Here is a 24,444-nt window from a genome sequence, read left to right as displayed (position 1 = left end):
GGCCGATCAAACTTATCCCATGTGAGGACACCATGCAGAACAAGCTTTTCATCGATGGCCAATGGGTCGCTCCGGCCGACGGAACCATGCTCCCGGTGATCGACCCGGCAACCGAAGAGGTCTTCCACCACATCGCCGCCGCCGGCGCGGCGGAGGCCGAGGCGGCCGTGAAGGCGGCCCGCGAGGCCTTCGACAACGGACCCTGGCCGCGCCTTTCCGGCAAGGAACGCGCAAAATACCTCCGCGCCATGGCGCAGGGCATCCGTGACCGGCTGCCGGAACTGGCGCGCATGGAGACCCGCGACAACGGCAAGCCGCTTGCCGAATCCGAATGGGACCTGGCGGATGCCGCCGGCTGCTTCGATTTCTATGCCGATCTTGCCGAGGAGCTGGATGGCGAGGTGGAAGAGGTGAAGCTGGCGGATGCGCGCTTCGTCTCCAAGGCCGTGCGCGAGCCGCTCGGCGTCGCCGTCGCCATCGTCCCCTGGAATTACCCGCTGCTCATGGCCTCGTGGAAGGTCGCGCCGGCGCTTGCGGCCGGCTGCACGGTGATCCTGAAACCCGCCGAAACCACCTCGCTGACGGCGCTGGAGCTCGGCGTCATCGCCGAGGCCGCCGGCCTTCCGAAGGGTGTTCTGAACATCCTTTCCGGCAAGGGTTCGGTCGTCGGCCAGGCGCTGGTCGAGCATCCCGCCGTCGACAAGCTCGCCTTTACCGGCTCGGGGCCGGTCGGCGCGCGCATCATGGCCGCCGGCGCGAAGGACATCAAGCGCGTCAGCCTGGAACTCGGCGGCAAGTCGCCTTTCGTCGTCTTCGCCGACAGCGATATCGAGAAGGCCGTCGAATGGATCATGTTCGGCATCTTCTGGAACCAGGGCCAGGTCTGCTCGGCCACGTCGCGGGTTCTGGTTGAGGCCCCGCTCTATCCCAAGCTGCTGGAACGGCTGGTGGAGGAAGCGGGGAAGATCACGATCGGCAACGGCCTCGACGCCGGCACGCTCCTTGGCCCGCTCGTCAACAAGGGCCAGTACGAGGATGTGCTTCGCCATATCGACCGCGCCGTCGAACAAGGGGCGACCGTCGCCTGTGGCGGCCGGCATGACGGTTTCGACAAGGGCTTCTGGGTTGCCCCGACGATCCTCACCGGCATGGCGCTCGACAGCGATGCCTGGGTGGAGGAGATCTTCGGCCCGGTCGTCTGCATCCGCCCCTTCGAGACGGAGGACGAGGCGGTCCGCCTTGCCAACGATTCGCGCTTCGGCCTCGCCGCCGCGGTCATGTCGGCGGACGATGAACGCTGCGAGCGCGTCGCGGCCGCCTTCCGCGCCGGCATCGTCTGGATCAACTGCTCGCAGCCGACCTTCACCGAGGCGCCCTGGGGCGGCTACAAGCAGTCCGGCATCGGCCGCGAACTCGGCCGCTGGGGCCTCGACAACTATCTGGAGACCAAGCAGATCACCCGCCTCGTCAGCGACGAGCCTTGGGGATGGTACCTGAAGTGACCTTCGACAAGGCGCTCGATATCCTGCTCGTCCATTGCCAGGGCGAAAGCGGCAATGTGCTCGTCGATGGTGCGCCCGATATTCCGGGCGCGACCATCCTCGACAAGATGAACCACCTCAATGAGGTGGACCCGTCGCTGCGTCTCTTCCTGACGCGCGAGCCACGGGCGCAGGTCGTCCACACGACGAACCTGCTCCTGCCGCCGGCCCGGTCGGATGCCGATGCCGCCTTCATCGTGCTGCAGCCGGACCGCGCCCATCCGATGTCGGGTTCCAACTGCATCTGCGTGGTGACGGCGCTGCTGGAAACCGGCCGTGTCGCGATGACGGAGCCGGAAACGGTCGTCCGGCTGGATACGGCAGCCGGGTTGATCGTCGCCCGTGCACGATGCGAGAACGGCCGCTGCCTGTCGGTCAGCCTCGACAATGTACCGGCCTTCGTCCAGCAGCTCGATATCGTGATCGATACGCCGAAATGGGGCCGGATCACCGGCGACATTGCCTTCGGCGGCGTCTTCTATGCCCAGATCGACGTGGGTCGGGTGGGATTGCGCATCGTGCCGGAGGCGGCCCGGGCTCTGGCCGAAGCGGGTACGGAGATCAAGGCGCTGCTGGCCAGACAGGTGGCGGTGAACCACCCGGAGATTCCCGGCCTCACCGAGATCGCCTATGTGATGTTCCGCGACTACCAGCCCGACGGCTCCGTCGTCACCTGCACGACGCTGAAGCCGGGCCGGGTGGATCGCTCCCCCTGCGGCACGGGCTCCTCGGCCAACCTCGCGATCCTGCACGCGCGGGGACAGGCCAAAACCGGCGACAAGCGGGTTTCGCGCAGCATCATCGGCGGAACCTTCACGGCGGAAATCCTGGGTGAGACGACGGTCGCCGGTCGTGTCGCGGTGCTGCCGCGCATCACCGGCCAGGGCTACGTCTTCGGCCGCCAGCAGCTGCGGCTCGATGCGCAGGATCCTTTTGCCCGGGGATTTGCCATGTCGGACACCTGGGGTCCGCAAGTGGGGGAATTATGAAGCTCTCCGGGCAATCCATCCTCGTGACCGGCGCGACGGGTGCCATCGGGCAGGCCATCTGCCATGCCCTCGTGGCGGGCGGAGCCAATGTCGTCGTGCACTATGGCCGCAACCGCGACGCTGCAGAGGCACTCGTGAAGAGGCTCGATGGCAGGGGCTCGTGCGTGTCAGCCGATCTGTCGGATCCGGCCGGACCGCAGGCCTTGTGGGATCGGGCCCTGGCCGTTGCCGGCCGGCTGACGGGCCTGGTCAACAATGCGGGCATCCGCTCAGAGGTCGCGATCGATGCGCCCATGGAGGAATGGCAGCGCGTCTGGGCGCGCGAGATGCGGGTCAACTTCCTGTCGGCCGTCGATCTGTCGAAGCTTGCCATTCAGCATTTTCGTGCGCATGGCGGCGGTCGGATCGTCAACATGGCGAGCCGGGCCGGCCAGCGCGGCTACACCTCCGGCGCCATGGCCTATGGCGCCTCGAAGGCCGCCCTGATCAACCTTACCAAGTCCATCGCGCAGAGCCATGGGCATGAAGGCGTTACCGCGGTCGCGCTGGCGCCCGGCTGGGTGCGCACCGAAATGGCCGAAGCCTATATCGCCGAGCACGGCGAAGCCGCGGCTCTGGCCAGCATTCCGATCGCCCGGATGGCCGCGCCGGAGGAGATCGGCGAGATCACCGCCTTTGCCTTCCGTCCCTCACAGGCCTCGCTCAACGGCGCCGTGCTGGATGTGAACGGCGGCAGCTATATGAGGTAAGTCCCATGCGCTTCAGGAACAGGATTGTCATCGTCACCGGCGCCGCCGGCGGGATCGGAGCTGCGATCAGCGCCCGCTTCGCCGCCGAGGGGGCCACGGTCATCGTCACAGACATGAACGGCGAAGGCGCGGAAGCGACCGTCGCTGAGATCGCGGCCAAAGGTGGCAGCGCGCGTGCGCTGGCCAGTGATATCTCGACGGCCGAAGGCTGCGGGGCGATCGTCGAGAATGTCATCGCCAGGGAAGGGCGCATTGATGTGCTCTGCAACAATGCCGGTATCAACCAGCGCGGCAATCTCTTGTCGCTGACGCCGGAGGACTGGCGGGTGAGCTTCGCGGTCAATGTCGATGCGATGTTCCACCTGTGCCAGGCGGCGCTGCCGCACATGATCGCGGCCGGCGGCGGCGCCATCGTCAACACGGCTTCCCAATGGGGGCTTCATCCGGCGCCGAACCACATCGCCTACAATGTGACGAAGGCGGCGGTGGCGAGCTTCACGCAGAACCTTGCCCGCGACTATGCGCCGGACAGGATCCGCGTCAATGCCGTCTGCCCTGGTGAAATTCACACACCCATGCTGGAGGCGGGCGTGAAGCGCTCCGGGCGTACCATCGCTGATCTCGACAGGCTTGTGCCGTTCGGCCGCATCGGCAAGCCCGAGGAAGTCGCCGCTCTCGTCGCCTTTCTGGCATCCGATGAGGCGGCCTTCATGTGCGGCTCGCTGGTGGAGATTACGGGCGCGCAAGCGGTAGCCTGACCGGAAGCGGACCGAAGACCTTCGCCGCTGAGACCGATCGGATCGGCGGCTCATCCCTTCAAGACCGTGTATGTGCGAGTTGACGATGGCGCGGATATGCCCGGTATCCTCAGCTCCATCCCTCTCCAAAGAGGCTTGGGACAGGAATCTCGGCGGCCCTTCCATAGTGAAGGCTATTCCGACTTCATGAGATCGATCTCTTTTTCGGTTGACAGGCCGATAAAGCATGATATCTCTCGATGAGATCGATCTCATTTTCACGGAGGAGAGAAAAATGAGCCGCATCCGTCGCATGGTGATTGCTGCAGCCGTATCCGTGCTTGCCATTGGCGTGCACGCCGCAAATGCACAGGATAAGCTGAAGATCGCCTTCATTCCCGGCATTGCTTCCGACCCGTTCTTCCTGGCGATGGAGAAGGGCGCCCGCGCGGCGGCCGACAAGCTCGGCGTCGAACTCGTCTGGCAGGGTAGCGCTTCGGAATACTCGCCGCAGTCTCAGATGCCGTTTGTCGATGCGGCGCTTGCTGACGACATCGATGCGCTCATCCTCGTGCCGACCGATCCGGACTCGCTGCAGCCGGCCGTCGTGCGGGCGGAAGCCGCGGGCATTCCCGTCATCACCGTCGACACGACGGTCTCCGACCAGGCCTATCTGACCGCGCATATCACCGGCGACAATGTCGACGGCGGGCGGCAGGCGGCCAAGACGCTGGCGGAGCAGATCGGCGGCGAGGGCAAGGTCTTCATCATGTCGGGTTCGCCGGGTGCGACGACCAACACGTTGCGCGAACAGGGCTTCCGTGAGGAGTTGGCCTCGAATTTCCCAAAGATCGAGATCGTCGGCCGCGAATATGCCAACAGCCAGCCGGCCAATGCGACCTCCGCCGTCAACACCGTGCTGCTGAACCATCCCGATCTCGCCGGCATCTTCGCGATCGACGGCACGAGCGGTACGGGTACGATCGCCGCACTGCGCAACAACAATGCCGTCGGCAAGGTCAAGCTCGTCGGCTACGACGCCTACAAGGCGCAGGTCGACGCGTTGCAGGAGGGTGTCTTTACCGCGCTCGTCGCCCAGCAGCCTGCCAAGGAAGCCGAGCTGGCCCTCGAATATGCCAAGGCGAAAGTCACCGGCGCGGGGGCCGACAAGATCGAGAAGTCCGTGGTCATTCCGAATGTGGTCATGACCAAGGAGAACTTCGCGGAGACCGGCGCCTCCATGTACTCGGAGTAAGCCGGCGGCTTTCCCCACGTCCCGCGCGGAGATCTACGAAATGGACATGCAAGGAAAGTTGGCCCGCCTGAAGGCGACCGGCCTGCGGCAGGATGTCGTTCTGTTGCTGCTGTTCTGCGTGATGGTGCTTGCGTTCTCGCTTGCCAATCCCCGGTTCTTCTCGATCCGGGCCATGGCGAACATCCTTCAGGATTTTTCGCCCGTCGTCCTGATGGCGATCGGCCAGACCTTCGTCATCGCATCGAGGGGCATCGATCTTTCCGTGGGCTCCGTTCTCGGGCTGGCGGGCGTCTCCATGGCGCTCGTCATCCGCGCGGCGAACGAGGCGGGCCTCGATCCGTGGCTGGCGATCTCGCTGGGGCTGGCGGTCGCGGTAGGCGTCGGCGTCGTGGTCGGGTTGATCAACGGGATCCTGATCACCTATTGCCGGCTCGTGCCCTTCGTCGCGACGCTGGCGACGATGGGCGCGGCGGCCGGCATGAGCCTCGTCCTCACCGGCGGCACGCAGATCGCCGGTGCGCCGAAGGAGGTCATCCTCCTTGGCAACGCCACCTATCTCGGCGCGCTGACCGTGCCCGTCATCGCCGTTTTCGTCATCATCGCGGTCTCCTGGGCCTTCCTGTCCCGGGCGCGGTTCGGCCGCTGGACCTATGCGATCGGCTCCAATCCCTTCGCAGCCCGCGGCGCCGGGATCGATGTCGAGCGGCATCTCATCAAGCTCTATCTGCTGTCCGGTGTCCTGGCGGCGCTTGCCGGCGCGTTCGTCTACTTTCGGCTCGGATCCGGTTCGCCGCTCTCCGGGCGGGGCGGCGAGTTGAATGCCATCGCGGCGGCGGTGATCGGCGGCGTCAGCCTGCTCGGTGGTACCGGCAAGCTGACGGGCGTCGTCATCGGCGCGCTGATCACGACGGCGGTGCTGAGCGGTCTCATCCTGATCGGTGTCCAGCCCAACTGGCAGCAGATCGTCGTGGCAGCGCTCATCGCGCTCGCCGTCGGAATCCAGGGACTTGGCGCCAGGGGAGGCCGCTGATGGAAAACGCTTCCGTTCTCTACGAAGTCCGCGGCGTCGGAAAGCGCTACGGCGGCGTCGTGGCCCTCGTCAATGTCGACTTCACCCTGCGTGCCGGCGAAGTGGTCGGTCTTGTCGGCGACAACGGCGCGGGCAAGTCGACCCTGGTCAAGGTGCTTTCCGGGGCGCACGAGCCGGACAGCGGCGAGATCTACCTCGACGGCCAGCGCCGGGTCTGGAAATCGCCGCACGACGCGCTGGAAGCAGGGGTGGAGACGCTCTACCAGGATTCCGGCATCGCGCCGGACCTCACGGTGGCGGCGAATGTCTTCCTCGGCCGCGAGATCGTGCGAAAGGGCTTTCTCGGCAAACTTGGTTTCCTCGACGAAAAGGCCATGCGCCGCGATGCCCATGCCGAACTCGAGCGTGTCGGCATTGCCGTGCCGGCGAGCGATCGCCCGGTCGCGCGTCTTTCCGGCGGCCAGCGCCAGGCCGTCGCGATCGGCCGGGCCGTGGCCTGGGCGAACAAGGTCATCATCCTCGACGAGCCGACCAACCATCTGGGCGCGCGCCAGGCGGGAGAAGTGCTGGAGATCATCCGCCATGCCCGCGCGAAGGGCTTCGGCGTCATCTTCATCTCCCACACGCTGCCGCATGTGCTCGAGGTGACGGACCGCATCGTCGTGCTGCGCCTCGGCCGGGTGGTCGCGGACGCTCCCTCCTCCTCGTTCACGCCAGACAGCCTGCTGAAGGCGATCACCGGTCTTGGCCAATCCTGAAGGGAACAGCTCAATGCTGCTGCAAGTCGCGCTCGACAAGCCCGAGCATCTCGCAATCCTGCCCGCCCTCACGGGCGTCGCCGACATCATCGAGGTTGGCACCCCGCTTCTCAAGCGCTTCGGCATCGCCGCCATCACGACCGTGCGCGAGATCTGCCCCGGCGTGCCCGTTCTCGCCGATACCAAGACGGTCGACGGCGGTTCGTTCGAGGCGAACATGGTGTTCAGCGCCGGCGCGTCCTTCATGACCGTCCTGTCCTGCGCCTCCTCGGCGACGCATGAGACAGTCGGCAAGTGTGCCACCGCCTTCGGTGCGTCCGTCATCGTCGACACGATCACGGAATCCGGCAAGCCTGTGCTGCTGCCGCCCGATTTCGTTCTGCCGGACGGTTTTGCCTATGTCGCCGTTCATTCGCCGACGGACGCCCGCCTCGCCGGCGACAGCTCGACCGGCCATATCGACGCCGTTGCCGCCATGCACGCGCGCGGCTTCCGCGTCTCGCTCGCCGGAGGGATAGGACCGGCGACGCTGGAATCGGTCATCGCCGTGAAGCCCGAGATTCTCGTCGTCGGCAGCGCCATCACGGAAACGGAAACCCCTGGAAAGGTAGCATCATGGATCAAGGAACGGCTCCCGGAACAAGGCCTTGGCTGGCCGTGGGACAAGAAATAGGCGAACTGCTCGAACGCATCGACCCGCAGGCCTTCGCCGCCGTCGCCGATGCCTTCCGCGAGGAAGGACGCCGGTGGTTCTTCTCCGGCCAGGGGCGCTCGGGGCTTGCCGCCCAGATGGCGGCGATGCGGTTCATGCATCTCGGCAGGCCCGTGCATTTCGTCGGCGAGGTGACGGCACCTTCCGTGCGCAACGGCGACGGCCTGCTGATCATCTCGGGCTCAGGCGAGACGCCTGTCAGCCTCAGCTACGCGAAGATCGCCAAGGCCGAGGGGGCCAGGGTGATAACGCTGACGCACAAGCCCAAGGGGACGCTCGCCGGCATCGCCGACGTCGTCCTGCCGGTTCCCGTGAGCGAGACGAAGCAGTTCGGGGGGAGCCTCTTCGAGCAGGCGTGCCTGCTGCTTCTCGATGCGGTGGTCATGCAACTCGCGTCCGGCATGGCAGACGCCCACGGGACGATGGCCTATCGGCACACCAATCTGCAGTGAGCCTCGCATGCACGTTGTCGTAACCATCGGCGATTGCATCGTCGACGAAGTCCGGGCCGAGGGGCGGGAGCCCGAGCGGTTCGCCGGCGGGGCGGGGCTCAACCTCGCCGCCGGCATCGCACGCCTCGGCCTGACCTCGACGCTTGTCACGCGTGTCGGCCAGGATCGGGACGGATACTATCTCCTGCGTTATGCGCGGGAGCGTGGAATCCGCATCGTCAACACGCCGACGGTGGATCCGACGGGTGTCGTGAGCTCGACCCGGTCGAATGGCGAGCCGAGCTATGCCTTCGCGCCGGCCATGTACCGCCGCCGGATCGCGTTCGGGGTGGAGGCACTGCATGCGCTGTCGAATGCCGCCGCCGCAGTCGTCAACTCGTATCCGCTGGACAACCCCGCATATGCCGACGATCTGGTGCAGGCCCTTTCCGTCGTGCCGGGCCTGCGGATCGCCGATCCCAATCCCCGTCCGCGCTTGATTTCCTCTCTATCCGCCTATCGCCAGGGCTTCGAGACGGTTCTCCGCGTCGCGAACCTCGTGAAGCTCAGCGATGAGGATGTGCAGCTTCTCTATGGAACGGACTGGCCGTCGGTGGGTGAACATCTCTTCGGCATGGGGGTCGAAACCATCCTGTTCTCCCATGGCGCAAACGGAGCGACATTGGTCGACCGGTCGGGCCTTCGTGTCGAGGTTCCGATCGCGAGCAGGCCGGAACCGATCATCGATACGATGGGAGCGGGGGATGCGACGTTGGCAAGCCTCGTTGCGTCCATCCTGCGAGGCGGCCGGCCGGCCGGCGAGGAGGCCTGGCGGGTGTATCTTGCCGACGCGATGATGGTTGCAGCCGCGACGTGCCGGCGGGCGGGCGCCGAGCTGGTCCTTCCATAAATTGTGCGCGTCCTCCGGCCCCGGTTTTCCATGTCGGGGCCAATCCATTATGTGATATCGACAGCCGGTCGAGAAATCGGGACGTGAGATGACGCAGGCACCGAGTGAGAAGGCAGCGAGATTGATCGACGTAGCGCAACGCGCCAAGGTGTCCCGCGCCACGGCCGCCCGCGCCCTCGGCGGCTACGGCCTTGTCACGCAGGCGACCCGCGAACGCGTCATGGCGGCGGCGGCCGAGCTGAACTACCGGGTGAACGAGCTCGCCCGGTCGATGCGATCCGGCCGCTCCCTGACGATCGGCGTCGTCGTTGCCGATATCTCGAACTCGTTCTTCACCAGTGCGATCCGCTCCATCATCGAAACGGCCTCCAAGGCTGGCTACCAGATACTCGTCCTCAACACGGACGACGACCTCGAGCGTGAGCGTGATGCCGTCAGGGTGCTGATCGAGAAGCGTGTCGATGGGCTGATTGTCGTGCCGGCCTCGCAGAACGAGACCGAGCATCTGATCGTTCAAAGCGAGCCGGAAGTACCGGTCGTGCTGCTCGACCGGCGCGTCGATTCGCATGAAATAGACTTCGTCACCACGGACGATCGTGCGGCCGCGGGCGCGGCGGTCCGGCATTTCGCTGCTGCGGGTCACAAGCGGATCGGTTTGCTGGTGGCCACGGCCAGTGTCGAAAAGCACAGCCTGACCATGCCCGCCCATGTGGTCGGCACGGTTCTGGATCGCGTGGAAGGGGCGAGGGCGGCACTTGCCGGGCTGGGATTTGTGACGAAGCCCGAATGGAGCCGCTACTGCCACAGCAGCGTGGAGACCGCACACGAAGCAATGGCCGAGATCCTTTCAGGCCCCGAACCACCGACGGCCATTCTCGCCACGAACGAGGAAATGGCCCTGGGTGCGCTGGGAGCGGCCCAAGAACTCGGATTCCAGGTCCCCGAGGATCTCTCGATCATCGCTTTTGACGATGCCCCATGGGCCGTCGTGTTCCGGCCGCCGCTGTCCGTCGTAAGACGACCGGTCGCCAAGCTCGGCGCGACTGCGGTGGAACTGTTGCTCAAGAAGATCGAGGACGGCTCGTATCGGAATTCTCAGGTCCTGGAGGCAGAGCTCGTCGTTCGGCGCTCGGTGGCCGCGCCACCGGGTCGGTAGGCGCGAAGACTTCGAGCATTTCGTTGCCGGCAAGCGCTTGAGCGCGGGCTGCTCAGATTTAGCCCTTCTGGACGGTAGGCTTGCTGTGTTTAAGCAGCAGGCAAGGCGCGGCTGACGGAGATGGTTGTTTTCGCGCGGTGCCTGGCCCATTCTACAGTCGTCGCGGCAGTAACATGGCCGGCCGGCGGCCGAGGATCGAGGAGGCGATAACGCGATGGGCATCCTGCTCCAAGGCACTGTGGCAGTTGTTTTCTCGATGCTGCTGTTGTTCCTGCTCCTGCTGATCTGGCCGCGCCGCGCGGGCCTTCGCAGGATGTTGGGCGGCGGCAGTGCCGGCGGGTCGAATGCAGGCGCCTTTGGTGCCTCCCCGGATGGTTGCAGCGGCCACGACAGCGGCGGAGGGGACGGGTGCTGAAGCGGGTTCTTCCGCCAGGCCCGTGCGGCTGCCGATGCCCAATCGGACAGAAAGCCCGATGAGACAGCTTTACCATGTCGGTACCTGCACGCTCTGCAGCCAGGGGCGGCTCTGGCTTCAGAAGAACCTGACGACGTCGGCGATCTATGCGCATTGCGAGGAGTGCGAGCAGGGATACCTCTCTCCGGAGGATATCAAAATCGCAGACGGCGGTTTCCTGACCCTGATTGAAGATTATGAAACCGACGATCCAACCGGCGAGGATGTCGAGAATTCGGTATGGGCCAGGGTGGTGACATTTGTGCAGTCCAGCGGCACGGGCGCGGCAACACCGAAAGACCCCTCACGATAAGTCCGCAATACGCACTTGTCCCGCTTCCAGGAAAGCATAGGCCCTAAGTTGGACCTGTTTGCCTTCTGCACATCAAAGATGTTCCTTGAAGAAATCCAGCACCGCCGTGCGCATGCGCGCTGTTTCGCGGTGACCGATGCCTGTCTCCGTGAGAAGCGCGAGCCGTCCGCGGACGGCGGCGCGGGAATAGGCGGCGGCGGTCTCGCGGAAGGCACGCTCGACGGCAAGCGGCGGGGTCAACCGGTCTTCCGAGCCGATGCAGATGAGTTGGGCGCGCGGCGCGATGCGTCCGGCGATCTCACCGGTCGAGGTTTCGGCAAGAAGGCCCGGCATGGTGAGGTAGTGGCCATGCAGGTCATGTACGCCGGTTTCCACCAGCGTCGCGAAATCGGCGTAGCAGCACAGATGCGCCACCGCGGCGACGCGCGTGTCGAGGGCGGCGAGGAAATAGGCGAGCGTCGCGCCCATGGAAAGGCCCGTCATGCCGATACGGGCAGGATCGACATCCGGCCGTGCGGCAAGCCAGGTGAGGGCGGCTGCCTGCTCCCCCAGCATCTGGCCGAACAGTGTCCGCCCCTGCCAGAGCGCCGCCTTGGCTGCCGCGCTTTCCGTCAAGCCTGTGCGTTCGCCAAAAGTCGGCATGTCGATGCAAAGCGTCACGTAACCCTCGCCTGCCAGCACCGGCCCCGGCGGGTCCAGCAGAGCAGGGCGGCCCTCCGTGAGTTCGCTGGCGCCCACCTCGTAGCGGTTGCCGTGGGCATGGGCATAGAGGATGGCGGGACGCGCCCCTTCGCTTGAGAGCGGCCGCGCCAGCAGCCCCCGCACGGCGGTTCCGTCGGACAGACGGAAGCGCAGGTGCTCGATAGCATGGTCCTCGTGCGTCTCGACACGGCTTTCCTCCAGCCGTAGCTCGGTTTCGGCAAAGCCGATGAGAGACCGGAGCCGTTCGGAGGAGATCGGCATGATGAGGTACCCCTACCGGACGAGCCAGCCGCCGTCGACGGGCAGCACCGTGCCCGTGACATAGCCGGAGGCGGGCGAGGCGAAGAACAGGACGGCCGTGTCAAGATCGCCGGGACTGCCCCAGCGGCCCATGGGAATGCGGGCGGAGATCTGGGCGCTGCGGTCCGGGTCGCCCCGCAGCGCTTCGGTATTGTCGGTCGCCATGTAGCCGGGGGCAATGGCATTGACGGTGATGCCATGCGGGGCGAGTTCATTCGCCATCGCCTTGGTGAGGCCGGCAATGCCATGCTTGGAGGCCGTATAGGCCGGCACGCGGATGCCGCCCTGGAAGCTCAGCATGGAGGCGATATTGACGATGCGGCCAGACCGCTTCGTCGCCACCATGTGGTGGGCCGCGGCCTGCGACAGCCGGAAGGCGGCCTTGAGGTTGACGTCGATGACGCTGTCCCAGTCGTCCTCTGCATAGTCGAGCAGATCGGCGCGACGGATGATGCCGGCATTGTTGACGAGAATGTCGATACCGCTGGCCGTCGCGACGGTCTCGGCGATGACGGCGCCGGCATCGAACGGTTTCGAGAGATCGACCGTCATGGCATGGAAGCGGCGGCCGGCCGCGGCCACCCGCTCAGCCGTCTCCGGCATGGCGGAGGAGCCGAGTGCGACGATATCCGCGCCGGCCCTTGCGAGCGCCAGCGCCATGGCCTGGCCAAGACCGGTGCGCGCGCCGGTGACGAGCGCGACCTTGCCCGTGAGGTCAAACAAGGTGTTCAAGGCGCAGCCCCTTTTCGTCAAAGAGATGGATGGGCGCGGCGGCCAGCGAGAGATCGATGCTTTCGCCCGGCGCAAGGTCGTGTTGCCCCGGCGCGACCACAAGGATCTTCTGCCCCGAAAGATCGGCATGCAGCACCGTCTCGGCGCCGAGCGCCTCGATGAGGGTCAGCTTTGCCGAAAGACTGCTTTCGCTGCGGCCGAGCGTGATGTGGTGCGGGCGCACGCCGAGCGTCACGCGCGCGCCGGCCATGCCGGTCGAAGGCAGTTCCAGCTTCTGGCCGCCGGCCAGTGCCACGACGCTCCGGTCCGGTCCGGCCGCCTCGACCGTGCCTTCGAGAAAGTTCATGTGCGGCGAGCCGATGAAACCGGCGACGAAACGGTTGGCGGGGCGGTTGTAGAGGTCGAGTGGTGTGCCGACCTGTTCGATGCGTCCGGCGCGCAGCACGACGATGCGGTCCGCCAGCGTCATCGCCTCGACCTGGTCGTGGGTCACGTAGATCATCGTGGCGGCAAGCCGGGCGTGGAGGGCCGCAAGCTCCGCACGGGTGGAGCCGCGCAGCTCCGCGTCGAGGTTCGACAGCGGCTCGTCGAGCAGGAACGCGACGGGCCGGCGCACGATGGCCCGGCCGATGGCGACGCGCTGGCGCTGGCCGCCCGAGAGCTGGCCCGGCCGGCGGTCGAGATAGGCCTCGATCTCCAGCATGCGCGCGGCTTCCCCGATGCGGGCGGCGATCTCGTCCTTCGGCATGCGGGTGTTTTCGAGGCCGAAGGCGAGGTTCTGGCGCACGCTCATATGCGGATAGAGCGCATAGGACTGGAAGACCATGGCAAGGCCGCGGTCGGCGGCCGGCACGGTGTTGACCACCTTGCCGTCGATGGCAAGGTCGCCGCTGGTCGGCCGGTCGAGCCCGGCGATCATGCGCAGCAGCGTGGACTTGCCGCAACCCGACGGGCCGACGAAGACGACGAACTCGCCGTCCTCGATCTCCAGGTTGACGTCGTGGATGACGTCGACGGCGCCGAACGATTTCTTCACATTGGTGAGCTTGATATGGCCCATGGAGCCCCCCTATTTCAGTCCGGTGCCGGCGATGCCGGTGGTGATGAAGCGCTGCAGGAAGATGAAGACCAGCACGACCGGGATCATGGTCACGACGGTCATGGCGAGGATGAAGTGCCATTGCACGTTCAGTTCGCCGGAATAGATGCTGAGGCCGACCTGCAGCGTGTAGAGCTCCTTGCGCGAGAGCACGATGAGCGGCCACAGGAAGTCGTTCCAGCGCCAGACGACGGAGAAGATCGCCAGCACCGCCAGCGCCGGCGCCGTCAGCGGCAGGATGATGCGCCAGTAGATCTGCCATTCGGAGGCCTTGTCCATGCGCGCGGCGTCGACCAGCTCGTCCGGAATGGTGAGCATGTACTGGCGCAGGATGAAGACGCCGGTGGGCGTCGCCACCGTCGGCAGGATCACGCCCCAGAGGTTGTTGAAGAGGCCGAGCGCCGAGACGATGGAATAGAGCGGCACCATGATGACCGAGAGCGGCACCATCAGCGTGGCGAGGATCAGCAGCATCGCCAGCGTGCGGCCGCGGAACTCGTATTTGCTGAGCGCGAAGGCGGCCATGGAGTTGACGACGAGCGTGATCAGCGTCGCCGTCACCGTTACGAAGACGGAGTTCCAGAGGTAGCGCACGAAATCGAAATGGGTGAAGGGCTCGGTGTAGTTGTCCGTCGCGAAGGACATTTCCCTGACCGGCGTGCGCTTGGCGATGTTGACCTTGACGATCTCGCCGGGATCCTTCGGGTCCACCATCTGGCTGACCACGCCGATGCGGCGCACTTCCGCCAGCACCGCCGTCGAGCCGTCCTCCAGCGTCGCCTCGTAGAGGTCGAGCGGCTTGTCGTAACCCTCGACCGTCACCTTCTGCGTGACATAGGGCAGGATGGTGGGCGGGAACTCGGCAAGCGCGGCAGGCGACTTGAAGGACGAGCCGACCAGCCAGACGGCCGGACCGAACATGACGAGGAGGCCGCCGATAAGCCAGGCCCAGGTGACGATATCGGTCCAGTGCCAGCCCTTGCCACCCCTTCGGCGCGTGAGGAAGCGTACGATCCCGCTCATTTGCGGCCTCCCTTCTTTTCGGAGCGGCCGAGGCCGAGCTGAAGCAATGTGAGCACGACGAGCACGGCACCCATGAGGATGGAGGCCGCCGCGGCAAGGCCCGGATTGCGCAGCTGCGCGGCAAAGCCCGTCTCATAAATATATTGCGTGAGATAGAGCGTGCTGGTGCCCGGCCCGCCGCCGGTCAGGACATAGACTTCATCGAAGATCTGCACGGCACGGATGAGGACGAGCACGACGACGACGAGCAGGTTGGGCATCAGGAGCGGCAGCGTGATGCGCCAGAAGGCCCGCGCCGGACGGGTGCCGTCCATTTCGGCGGCCTCGTAGAGGTCCTTCGGGATCGCTTGCAGGCCGGCGAGCAGGATGAGGGTGTAGAAGCCCATATGCGCCCAGATCGACACGCCGATGGTGGCGGCGAAGGCCCAGTTGCGGTCGTTGAGCCAGACATGGGGGTCGAAGCCGAGCCCGTAGAGACCGAAATTCAGAAGGCCCTGACGCTGCAGGATCCACTTCCAGATGAGGCCGACGACGACGGGCGACAGCAGCACGGGGAAGAAGAAGACCGCCCGCCAGAAGCTGCGCGCCGCAAGGTTACGGTTGAGGATGAGGGCCGTCACGAGCGAGACGAGGATCATCAGCGTAACCTGGAGCACGACGAACCAGGCGGTGTTCTTCACCGCGGTCCAGAACGTGTCCTCCGCGCGGCTGCCCGGATCGAGATAGCTGCGGCAGTCGAAGAGCCGCGCATATTGCCCGGCCCCGACGAAGGTGCGGTCGGGCAGGAAGAGTGCCGTGCCTCCGGTCATCGAATAGGCGAAGTTGATGAAGAAGGGCAGCAGCACGAAAATACCGAAGATCAGCATGTTCGGCATCAGGAAGAAGGCCGCCATGCCGCCGATGCCGGTCGCCCGCTGCAGCCAGCGCAACGGCGCATCGAGAATGCCCATGAGGAAATGTATCGGCGCTATGACAAGCGCGCCCAGGCTGGATTTGCCGGAATTGTGCGTTCTCATTCTGTCCCTCCCATGCCGGCGAGATCGCCCGGCGGTGGTAAGGCCAGGCGCCATCTGCGGCGAGCGGCGGGGGAGGCGCCCCGCCGCAGATGGCGGCCCATGCCGCCGGCATCGCGTATCCGCGCCTGTCCTGCCGGCGGCGCTCCGTTCCGGTCCCCAAGCATTCCCGCATTTCCTCGAATCGCGAAAAGGCTCTAACGCTTTTGCCCTAGAGGCCGGAATCCTTCACCTTGGCGGCGATATCCGCGTCGATGCGGGTGAAGGCTTCCTCCACCGGCATTTCGCCGGCCGCCGCCTGGCTGATGCGCGTGACCATGGCGCCGTAGAACGTATCGGACCAGAACCAGCCCGGCAGCTTCTGCGCGAGATCGGAGAGCGAGCCCGTGGCGGCGACGAAGGCATTGAGTGCCTCCTTGGCCTGCGCGTCGTCAGTCTTGAAGTCGAGACCCTTGGCGAGCAGTCCCTTGTGCGCGGGCAGGAACAGCGTGCGCTCGGAGAATTCCTTCACGATGTCCTCGCGGGCGAGGTAGTCCATGACCTTGGCCACTTCCGTCGGGTTCTTGGTGTATTTGATGGCCACCAGGCCCGCGCCGCCCGGCATGCCGGTGCAGTTGACAGGTCCGCAGGGGCTGCCCGTCGCCACCCAATCGAAGTTCGAGCCGATCTTCGTGGAGAAGTTCGGCACCTGCCAGGAGCCGGAATAGTAGTAGACGAGCTGGCCGTTGATGAAGTCGTCGGCGGCCGCGCGGTAGGTGGAACCGGCCGCGGAGACCCAGACGTCCTTGCTCATCGTGCCGTCCTCGATCCAGCCGATGAATTTCTTCAGGAAGTCCTTGGTGCCCTGGTCGAGGGGAGCCGGCTTGCCGTCGGCGCCGATATAGTTCGCGCCATAGGAAAGGACCGGGCCGGTCAGGCGGTGGCCGGAGCGGTCGAGCGCCATGGCAAAGGGCACCTGCTGGTTCTCGGCGACCGCTTTTGCGGCCTTTGCCCAGTCGTCCCAGGTGGCATCCTTGCCGGGAATGGCAACGCCTGCCTGCTCGAACAGCGTCTTGTTGGCAAAGCCGCCGGCGAGCGTGATCTGCGTCATGAAGCCGGAAATCTGGTTGGAGCCGTCAGGGCGCATCCAGTCTGCCTGCGCACCGAAATTCTCGTCCCAGTAGGCGGCGTCCGCGACGAGCGGGCGCAAGTCCAGCCAGTGCTGGCTCTGCGCCTTGAGGTTGGTGACGCGGGCGATGTCGGGGCCGTCGCCGGCTTCGAGCTGCACCGGGAGCTGCTCGCGCACGACGCTGTATGAGACGTTGTCGAGAATGACGTTGATCCCCGGATTCTCCTTCATGAAACGGTCGACGAGATCCTTCAGGACCTCGCCTTCGACGCCGTCGGAATACCACATGATGCGCACGTCGCCGGCCAGCGCCGACGTGGATGCCAGAAGCCCTGCGGCGAGCGCCGCCAGAATGGTCTTGGTCTTCGTCATGGTCGTTCTCCTCCTAGAGACGGGCCTCCCGCCCGCCATGTTCCAAACCGCCTGCCTCATGCAGGCGGGCATGCCGGCTATGCTGCCGATAGCATTGTCGTCGTGCCGGCGACGGGGAATGTCCCGGGCACGATGGTGCGGCCTTCCGCCTCCGTGGAACCGTCCGCGCGGAACCGTACGGCGCCATACTGGGGATCATCGATGACGAACGTGCCGTCGGCGTCCTCGTGTACCGCAAGGGCGGAGAACCATCCTTCGACGGAGGCGAGGTCGGAGGCCTCGCAGACGCGTATGATCCACCTTGTCTTGCGGCCGCGCTGGCGCAGCTCCACATTGGCCGAAGGCCCTTCCTTGACGCTCTCGAAGGGTGCGCTGCCCTTGAGGAACAGAGCACCGGCGCCGCTGCGGGCAAGCGCGATGTTGCCGGCAATGCGGCTCTCGTCGAACTCGGCGACCGGGAACCAGGCGTGGCTGAAGTCGGCCTGTTCGTCGACCGTGGTGAAATCCAGCACGGCAAGCCCGCGATACTGGTGGGTGCGGGGAACGGCGCCGCAGCCGCCCCAATAGGACGGACGGCCGTAGCCGAACTGGATCGTCTCGCCGGGATGGTTGATCCAGACGGCCGCTTCCGGGCGTTTGCCGAGGCGCAGGTGCAATACCGTTTCCTGGTAACCCCATTCGTTCCAGCGGTAGTGCGCGGCCGAGCCCATGGCGAAGGCGCGTCCCTTGTAGTGATAGAGCGCGGCGAAGCGGTTCTCGCCCTGCGAGAAGCACCATTCCTGGTGCGCTTCGGCCTGATGGTTGGCGATCGCGGAGAACTCCTCGGGCACGACGAGGCCGTGGTCGCGCAGGCAGACGGCGAGCTGCGGCAGCGCATGGACGCGCCGTCCATACCAGCCGCGGCGCCAGAGCAGGCGCGCGACGGCGGAGAGCTCCAGCGAGCGGCCGGCGCAGAGCGTATGCTCGTAGGAACGCCCCTGCGCGGCGGTGACCATGCCGTGATGGGCCGAGCGTGCGATGATCTCGCAGAGCCGGACGATGCCCTTCCTGGCGCGCTCGGCAATGTCGGCATCGGGGGCGAGGGCGGCAAGCGCCGTCAGGCCCTTGAGATCGATCGGGAAATAGGGGGCGGAGTTGAACTCCGCCATCTCCCAGGCCTCGAAATGGTCGAGCCAGGCACGCACCCGGGCTGCGCCGACGGCCCGCTGCTCGGCCCCCTTGCGGCCGGAGCGAACGAAGGTCGCTTCGGCATGCAGGTCGCCGGCGAGATAGGCCGACGTGTGGAAGAGCAGCGCGTGGTTTTCGGAGAAGTACCACTGCACGTCATTGCCCGGCTCGTCCATCCAGTAGCGGAAGCCGAGGATGGCGGCGTCGATGCGTTTGCGGGTCGCTTCGCCGATATCGCCACCCCAGGCGATACGCGACCAGATGAGCGGCACCAGCGAGAAGTCGGCGCAGTCGTGGCAATCCTCGATGGAGGGCAGGATCTCCTCGATCATCGTATCGGTATCCACCCCGCCGCGTCCGCTCGCGAGCCGCGCGAAGGCGCGTACCGTATCCCGCTCGGAAAATTCCGAGATTTCATCGAGGGTTTCCGTGATGCGGGCGGCAAGCGAGGCAGGCGCCTCGCCCTGGCGCTTCGCATGGCAGATCTCCACGCCGATCGAGCGGGCCGCGACGAAGCCGTCCGCGTCGAGCGTCACGCGGAAATGCCGGAAATCGGCGGGCAGGGCGCTTGAGGAGCCTACGAGCAGGCGGGTTTCACCGGCCCGCAGCGTGAAGCCGTAGTCGAAGCGCTCGGTGGACATGAAATCGCCCTCGACCGCGACGTCGACCTTGACGTCCATCGGCAGCGGTGCGGCGAAGATCAGCGTCATGTCGCCGTCGAAATAGGCCGGCCGGTCGAAATGCATGCCGTCGAGGGCGGCTTCCACCGCATCTGCCGCTTCGCCGGGGCAGGGTACCGGCACGGCGACGGCTGCCTCCGGGCCGGAGAGGTAGTCGAGCTGGATGAAATAGCGGGCATCGCGCTCGGCGAGATCGTCGAAGAACAGGGTGATCTCGTTGAGGCCGGCCTTCAGCGGCAGGTCGAACTCGGCCTTGGCTTCGAGATTGCGGCTGTAGGGCGCCATCCAGCCGGCTTCCGCGCCGTTGAGGAGGAGCACTGCGCCGCCGCAGGTCCCGAGGCGCACCCTTGCCGTGCCGGCGGCAGCCGCCCCGATGAAGGTCCGCGCCCAGGTGGCAAGGCGTGTCGGGCGGAACCAGAAGCCGGAAAGATCGAGCCGTGGCGAGCCGAAGGGCAGCCACCAGCGCGCGGCATGGAACGTGCCGCGCACATCCGGCCGCGCATTGCGATAACGCTCGGCGAAGATGGTGCGGCAGGGATATTCGTGCGGAATGAAGTTCTTGTGCTTCGTCAGGAAGAAGAAGGGATCCATCTCGCCCTTCATCGGCTGGTCCGGCACGTCGAAGCGCTCCCCGGCTGTCATGCCGAGCTGCCAGTAGCGGATGGCGTCGCCCGCCGCGAGAGGCTTCTTCATATGGAAGGTCGTATCGGTCATTTCAGGTCAGCCACGGGTACGGGAGAAACGTCGTTGTATTCCTGGTTCTCGCCGGTCATGCCCCAGACGAAGGCATAGGGGCCGGTCCCCGCGCCCATGTGGACCGACCAGGCGGGCGAGAGCACCGCATCGCCATTGGCGACGACGAGATGGCGGGTTTCCTCGGGCCGGCCCATCACATGCAGCACGCGGTCTTCCGGGGCGAGGCCGAAGTAGCAGTAGGCCTCCATGCGGCGCTCGTGCAGGTGGGGCGGCATGGTGTTCCAGACGCTGCCCTCGGCAAGGTCGGTGATGCCCATGAGGAGCAGGCAGGAGGGCGAGACCTCCGGATGGATGTACATCGCGAGCCGGCGCTTGTTGGCGCGGCGCATATCGCCGAGATCGAGGGCCTTGGCTTCCTTGCGGGTGATCAGCCGGTGTGGGAAACCGGCGCCGGCAGGCACGGAGTTCATGTAGAAGCGGGCCGGTGCGTCCGCCGAAAGGCTGGAGGCGGTGATCTCTTTCGCACCCCGGCCGACATAGAGCACGTCGCGGTTCTCCAGCGTGAAGCGCTGGCCGTCCACCTCGATCGTGCCCGTGCCGCCGAGGTTTGCGATGCCCATTTCGCGGGCGGACAGCAGGTGAGCCGTGCCGATATCCTCGCCGGAGCCGAAGGTGAGGCTCGATCTGACCGGCATCGCGCCGCCAAGGATGAGACGATCGACATGGGTATAGGTGAAGTTGACCCGGTCGGCGGCAAAGAGGTCCGTCATCAGGAACGCGTCGCGCAGGCGCTGCGTGTCGTAGCCCTTCACGTCATCCGGCGCCGCGCCGTAGAGTACCTTCATCGTCATGCTGCCTGTCCTTCTCTGTCGACATGTTCCAGCGCCTCGGCAAGGCAGAGGATCGCCAATGCCTGGCCGTAGCCGGTCGGCTGGATCGGGATGTCCTTGTAAAACTGGAGATCGTGGCCCATGCGCGTGCCGTAGGAGACGTTCAGCACCGTGCCGCTTTCATCGATATTGCGCATCACCGCTTCGAGCGCCTTCATGCCCGCCGCGCGCCAGGCCGGCGTTCCGAGGCCGAGGCGATAGCCCTTGAGCAGGCCGTAGCCGATGCCGGCGGTTGCCGAGATTTCCTCGTAGGAGGAGGCGTCGTCCAGCAGCGTGCGCCAGGCGCCGGACGGCGTCTGGAGGGCGAGAAGGGCATCGACCTGCGCGACCAGCACGCCCTCGAGGAATTGCCGCACCGGGCGGTCGAGTTCGGCGAGGTCGAAAAGGTCGAGCACGCCGGCGGTGATCCAGGCATTGCCGCGCGCCCAGCGGGCACGCGCGAAATTGTGCCGGCCGTCGAAGGTCCAGCCGTGGAACCAGAGGCCGGTCTGGGGGTCGGCAAGGTAGCGCGCATGCACGAGGAACTGGCGTGAGGCTTCGTCGACAAGCTCGCGCCGGCCGCTGGCCTGCCCGTAAGAGGCCAGGAACAGCGCGACCATATAGAGCGTGTCGTCCCACAATTCGTGGTCGTTGATCTTGTCCGAGACGTGGTGCTCGAAGCCGCCTTCCGGCGTGCGGCCCATGTCCGACAGGACGCGGTTCGCCCAGGCGTCGAGCACGGGTTGCCAGCGAGGATCGCGTGTCTTCGCCCAGAGCAGGGAGAGCCCGAGCATGGGCGCGGTCGTGTTGACGTTGAGCCCTGGCAGGCCGGCGGCGATCTGGGTGGAATACCAGTCCTCCACCAGCGTGCGCAGGTCTTCGCGGCCCGTCAGCAGCCAGAGCCGCACGAGACCATAGAGGCCGACGCCCTGGGGCCATTCCCAGCTGTCGAAACTGATGTAGTCACCGGCCGTGCCGTCGAGGTTCGGTTCATGAAAACGGCCGCTGTGCCTGAGGCCGGTCATGCCGGCGACAAGGCGATCGAGTCCGGTGCTGATGTCATGGCCGGTCAGGCCCATGGCGCTCCTCCCTGCGGTCACCGATGGACGATTTAGGGTGGATAATGCATGGTGATTTTTCTTGCGCAATCTGAAAATTTTTCTCATGACTGGTGCGAGAGAGGTGGCCGATGACTGTCAAACCCCTGCCCGGAAAACGCGGAAAGAAGAGCAAGAAGGTTCGGCTGGAGGATATTGCCGCGCGCTGCGGCGTCTCGCTCAGCACCGTTTCGCGGGCTTTGGCGGGGGAGAAGGGCGTGCGGCCGGAAATCCGCCGGCAAGTGCTGGAAGCGGCGAAGACGGCGAATTATGTCGTGCCGACGGCCGTTGCCGGACAGAAGGTCATCCTTGCCGCTTCCAGCGCCGCGATGATCGACTATGTGCGCAACCAGTTCACGCTCTACGTGCTGGACGGGCTGAAAGAACGGGCGCAGGCGCTCGGCCTCGAGATCATCACGCGACCGATCGCCGACAAGAGCGAGGAGCTGTCGCTGCTCAAGGAGGCGAAGGATGATCCGGAGATCCTCGGCCTGCTCTTCCTCACCGTCGACGACGAGGCGCTGCTGGCGGCAACGCGCGGCTTCGAAAAGCCCGTCGTGCTGCTCAATGGCGACGATCCCTTCATGCGGCTTTCGAGCGTGACGCCGTGCAACCGGTCGAGCGCGCGGCTTGCCGCCGATCACCTGATCGGTCTTGGCCACGAACGCATCCTCTTCTTCATGCGGCCCGGCCGCCGCACCATCGAGCGGCGCTACGAGGGTTGGCGCGATGCGCTGCTTCATCACGGCCTTCCCGCCGATCCCGATCTCGTCGTGCCGGTCGACGACTGGCTGCCGGAGCTGGCGACGCAGGCCATCGTCTCGCGCATCCGGGCGCGCGGGCTGGATTTCACCGCGGTGCTCGCCGCCGGCGACAGCCTTGCCGTCGGCGCCATGATGGGCGTGCAGCAGGCGGGCTATGGCGTGCCGAAGGACGTCTCCGTCATGGGCATGGACGACCTGCCGCAGGCCGCCTTCCTCAATCCGCCGCTGACGACCATGCATATTCCCATGCGCGAAATCGGCTCGGCGGCGCTCGATCTCCTGCGCGACAGCCTCGGCGGCCTGCCGTTCCCGCCGCGCCGGCTGGAGCTTGCCTGTCATCTGGTCGAGCGTTCGTCGACAGGGCCGGCCGCTTGAGCTTCCGGGCTTGTCATGCGCAAGGCGGAGGGGGGCCTCATCTCCTAGGAGGATGGCGAGGCATGGCGGAAAGCGGCACACAGGGGCGATAACAGCGTTCTGCAAAGGGTGCCGCCCATGACTGCCTATCCGATCGACCTGATCCGCGCCTCCTTCCCCGCTCTGGAGAATTCCCGCACCGCCTATCTCGACAACCCGGCGGGAACGCTTGTTCCAAGAACGGTCATCGCGGCCGTGGCGGATGCGATGGCGACGGCGTCGGCCAATCTCGGCGGACGGTTCGCCGCCTCCCAGCGGGCGGATGCCGTCTGGCGCGCGGCGCACGAGGCGGCGGCGGAGTTCGTCAACGCCGCTTCCTGGCAGGAGATGGTGATCGGCCCGAACATGACGACGCTGGCCTTCCAGATGGGCCGGGTCATCGGCAAGACCTTCTCGCCGGGCGACGAGATCATCGTCACCCGCATGGACCACGAGGGCAACGTCTCGCCCTGGCTTTCCATGGCCGAGGAATACGGCCTGGTGGTCAAGTGGCTGCCGTTCAACACGGAAAGCTGGCGCATCGAGCCTGAAGACCTTGCTGCTCTTCTCACGTCGCGCACGAGGTTCCTCGCGCTCAACTATGCCTCCAACATGACCGGCAGCATCAACGACGTCGCCGCGCTGACGGCGATGGCGCGGGCGACGGGTGCGCTCGTCTGGATCGACGCGGTGCAGCTTGCGCCGCATCGCCTGCCGGACGTGCAGGCGACCGGCTGCGATTTCCTCGTCTGCTCGTCCTACAAGTTCTTCGGCCCGCATCTCGGCGTGCTGTGGGGACGCGGCGACCTGCTGCGGGCGCTGCCGCCGCACCGCGTGCGCTGCCAGAGCGACGACATTCCGGATCGCTTCTGCACCGGCACGCCGCAGACCGAGCTTCTGGCAGGCCTGACGGCGACGATCGACTATCTCGCCTCGGCCGGGGAGGCGACCGGCAGCACGGGCACGCGGCGCGAGAAGATGGCGGACGCCTACCAGGCCTTCGATGCCTATGAAGCAGGCCTCACGCGGCGGCTGATCGGCGGCCTGACGGCGCTGCCGGGCATCCGGCTGATCGGCATCACCAACCCCAATCTCTTTGCCCATCGCGTGCCGACGATCTCCTTCACGCATGAGCGCGTCTCCACCCATCGCTTCGCCGATGCCCTGGCCGCCGAGGACGTCAATGTCTGGTCCGGGCACAATTACGCGCTGGAGCCGGCGCGCCATCTCGGCCTTTCCGAGGAGGAAGGGGTGGTCCGCATCGGCATCGCCCATTACAACTCCGTCGAGGAGATCGAGCGCACGCTTGCGGCAATCGACAAGCTTGTCGCTTAAGCCGGGGTGTCGTAAGGCGTATAAGTAATCGTTTTCCTTGGGAATCTTGCAGATGGCCC

The 24,444-nt window shown here is 65.9% G+C and carries 24 protein-coding genes; 15 read left to right on the top strand and 9 right to left on the bottom strand.

Annotation, left to right across the window (positions count from 1 at the left end; translation table 11 throughout):
- The first annotated feature begins 32 nt into the window (after positions 1-32).
- The 13 genes from AABF56_RS32160 to AABF56_RS32100 all read left to right on the top strand — a co-directional run bounded on the left by AABF56_RS32160 (position 33) and on the right by AABF56_RS32100 (position 11,035).
- The gene (locus AABF56_RS32160; protein WP_272809461.1) at positions 33-1,502 is read left to right on the top strand and encodes an aldehyde dehydrogenase family protein; all 1,470 of its coding nucleotides are present in this window, start codon (positions 33-35) and stop codon (positions 1,500-1,502) included.
- Positions 1,487-2,530, top strand: a complete 1,044-nt coding sequence (locus AABF56_RS32155) for a proline racemase family protein (protein WP_443021332.1) — start codon at positions 1,487-1,489, stop codon at positions 2,528-2,530. Before AABF56_RS32160 ends, AABF56_RS32155 begins: the two co-directional genes overlap by 16 nt.
- Positions 2,527-3,279, top strand: coding sequence for an SDR family NAD(P)-dependent oxidoreductase (locus AABF56_RS32150; protein ID WP_272809462.1), 753 nt, complete (start codon positions 2,527-2,529; stop codon positions 3,277-3,279). Before AABF56_RS32155 ends, AABF56_RS32150 begins: the two co-directional genes overlap by 4 nt.
- 5 nt (positions 3,280-3,284) lie before the next feature.
- Positions 3,285-4,037 (top strand): SDR family NAD(P)-dependent oxidoreductase, encoded by a 753-nt coding sequence (locus AABF56_RS32145; protein WP_272809463.1) that lies wholly within the window; start codon positions 3,285-3,287, stop codon positions 4,035-4,037.
- A 274-nt stretch (positions 4,038-4,311) separates the two neighbouring features.
- Positions 4,312-5,271, top strand: a complete 960-nt coding sequence (locus AABF56_RS32140) for an ABC transporter substrate-binding protein (protein WP_272809464.1) — start codon at positions 4,312-4,314, stop codon at positions 5,269-5,271.
- A 46-nt stretch (positions 5,272-5,317) separates the two neighbouring features.
- On the top strand, positions 5,318-6,301 hold the full coding sequence (locus AABF56_RS32135) for an ABC transporter permease (RefSeq protein WP_272809465.1): 984 nt from the start codon (positions 5,318-5,320) through the stop codon (positions 6,299-6,301).
- Positions 6,301-7,059 (top strand): ATP-binding cassette domain-containing protein, encoded by a 759-nt coding sequence (locus tag AABF56_RS32130; RefSeq protein ID WP_272809466.1) that lies wholly within the window; start codon positions 6,301-6,303, stop codon positions 7,057-7,059. The genes AABF56_RS32135 and AABF56_RS32130 overlap by 1 nt, the downstream gene beginning before the upstream one ends.
- A gap of 13 nt (positions 7,060-7,072) precedes the next feature.
- Positions 7,073-7,732, top strand: a complete 660-nt coding sequence (locus AABF56_RS32125) for an orotidine 5'-phosphate decarboxylase / HUMPS family protein (RefSeq protein ID WP_272809467.1) — start codon at positions 7,073-7,075, stop codon at positions 7,730-7,732.
- Positions 7,717-8,223, top strand: coding sequence for an SIS domain-containing protein (locus AABF56_RS32120; protein WP_244770470.1), 507 nt, complete (start codon positions 7,717-7,719; stop codon positions 8,221-8,223). The genes AABF56_RS32125 and AABF56_RS32120 overlap by 16 nt, the downstream gene beginning before the upstream one ends.
- Before the next feature lie 7 nt (positions 8,224-8,230).
- Positions 8,231-9,112: a PfkB family carbohydrate kinase gene (locus AABF56_RS32115; RefSeq protein WP_272809468.1), complete on the top strand. Its 882-nt coding sequence runs from the start codon at positions 8,231-8,233 to the stop codon at positions 9,110-9,112.
- A 121-nt stretch (positions 9,113-9,233) separates the two neighbouring features.
- On the top strand, positions 9,234-10,268 hold the full coding sequence (locus AABF56_RS32110; RefSeq protein WP_272809469.1) for a LacI family DNA-binding transcriptional regulator: 1,035 nt from the start codon (positions 9,234-9,236) through the stop codon (positions 10,266-10,268).
- Between the two features lie 214 nt (positions 10,269-10,482).
- Positions 10,483-10,683 (top strand): hypothetical protein, encoded by a 201-nt coding sequence (locus tag AABF56_RS32105; protein WP_272809470.1) that lies wholly within the window; start codon positions 10,483-10,485, stop codon positions 10,681-10,683.
- 58 nt (positions 10,684-10,741) lie between these two features.
- Positions 10,742-11,035, top strand: coding sequence for a hypothetical protein (locus AABF56_RS32100; RefSeq protein WP_272809471.1), 294 nt, complete (start codon positions 10,742-10,744; stop codon positions 11,033-11,035).
- Between the two features lie 72 nt (positions 11,036-11,107).
- Here the strand turns inward: AABF56_RS32100 and AABF56_RS32095 are convergent, their stop codons facing one another.
- The 9 genes from AABF56_RS32095 to bglB form a co-directional block, all read right to left on the bottom strand.
- Complete coding sequence (locus AABF56_RS32095) at positions 11,108-11,998, bottom strand: alpha/beta hydrolase family protein (protein ID WP_272809472.1); 891 nt, start codon at positions 11,996-11,998, stop codon at positions 11,108-11,110.
- A gap of 12 nt (positions 11,999-12,010) precedes the next feature.
- Complete coding sequence (gene kduD, locus AABF56_RS32090; RefSeq protein WP_272809473.1) at positions 12,011-12,769, bottom strand: 2-dehydro-3-deoxy-D-gluconate 5-dehydrogenase KduD; 759 nt, start codon at positions 12,767-12,769, stop codon at positions 12,011-12,013.
- Positions 12,753-13,829: an ABC transporter ATP-binding protein gene (locus AABF56_RS32085; RefSeq protein WP_272809474.1), complete on the bottom strand. Its 1,077-nt coding sequence runs from the start codon at positions 13,827-13,829 to the stop codon at positions 12,753-12,755. Before AABF56_RS32085 ends, kduD begins: the two co-directional genes overlap by 17 nt.
- 9 nt (positions 13,830-13,838) lie before the next feature.
- Entirely contained in the window at positions 13,839-14,891 is a 1,053-nt protein-coding gene (locus tag AABF56_RS32080) for a carbohydrate ABC transporter permease (protein ID WP_272809475.1), read from the bottom strand.
- Positions 14,888-15,841: a carbohydrate ABC transporter permease gene (locus tag AABF56_RS32075; RefSeq protein WP_443021351.1), complete on the bottom strand. Its 954-nt coding sequence runs from the start codon at positions 15,839-15,841 to the stop codon at positions 14,888-14,890. The genes AABF56_RS32080 and AABF56_RS32075 overlap by 4 nt, the downstream gene beginning before the upstream one ends.
- 274 nt (positions 15,842-16,115) lie before the next feature.
- Positions 16,116-17,384 (bottom strand): ABC transporter substrate-binding protein, encoded by a 1,269-nt coding sequence (locus AABF56_RS32070; protein ID WP_272809477.1) that lies wholly within the window; start codon positions 17,382-17,384, stop codon positions 16,116-16,118.
- Between the two features lie 77 nt (positions 17,385-17,461).
- The gene (locus AABF56_RS32065) at positions 17,462-19,945 is read right to left on the bottom strand and encodes a hypothetical protein (protein WP_272809478.1); all 2,484 of its coding nucleotides are present in this window, start codon (positions 19,943-19,945) and stop codon (positions 17,462-17,464) included.
- Positions 19,942-20,778 (bottom strand): 5-dehydro-4-deoxy-D-glucuronate isomerase, encoded by an 837-nt coding sequence (gene kduI / locus AABF56_RS32060; protein ID WP_272809479.1) that lies wholly within the window; start codon positions 20,776-20,778, stop codon positions 19,942-19,944. The genes AABF56_RS32065 and kduI overlap by 4 nt, the downstream gene beginning before the upstream one ends.
- A complete protein-coding gene (gene bglB / locus AABF56_RS32055) occupies positions 20,775-21,875 on the bottom strand; it encodes a beta-galactosidase BglB (protein ID WP_272809480.1) in 1,101 nt (366 codons plus the stop codon). Before bglB ends, kduI begins: the two co-directional genes overlap by 4 nt.
- A gap of 110 nt (positions 21,876-21,985) precedes the next feature.
- Here bglB and AABF56_RS32050 point away from each other — a divergent pair, with 110 nt between their 5' ends.
- Both AABF56_RS32050 and AABF56_RS32045 read left to right on the top strand, forming a co-directional pair.
- A complete protein-coding gene (locus AABF56_RS32050; RefSeq protein ID WP_272809481.1) occupies positions 21,986-23,032 on the top strand; it encodes a LacI family DNA-binding transcriptional regulator in 1,047 nt (348 codons plus the stop codon).
- 117 nt (positions 23,033-23,149) lie between these two features.
- Positions 23,150-24,385, top strand: a complete 1,236-nt coding sequence (locus AABF56_RS32045; protein WP_272809482.1) for a cysteine desulfurase-like protein — start codon at positions 23,150-23,152, stop codon at positions 24,383-24,385.
- Positions 24,386-24,444: the final 59 nt, after the last annotated feature.

The organism is Shinella sp. WSC3-e (assembly GCF_945994535.1).
Taxonomy (GTDB): domain Bacteria; phylum Pseudomonadota; class Alphaproteobacteria; order Rhizobiales; family Rhizobiaceae; genus Shinella; species Shinella yambaruensis.
The sequence above is the reverse complement of the archived record's forward strand: the minus strand, read 5'-3'. Positions and strand labels throughout refer to the sequence as shown.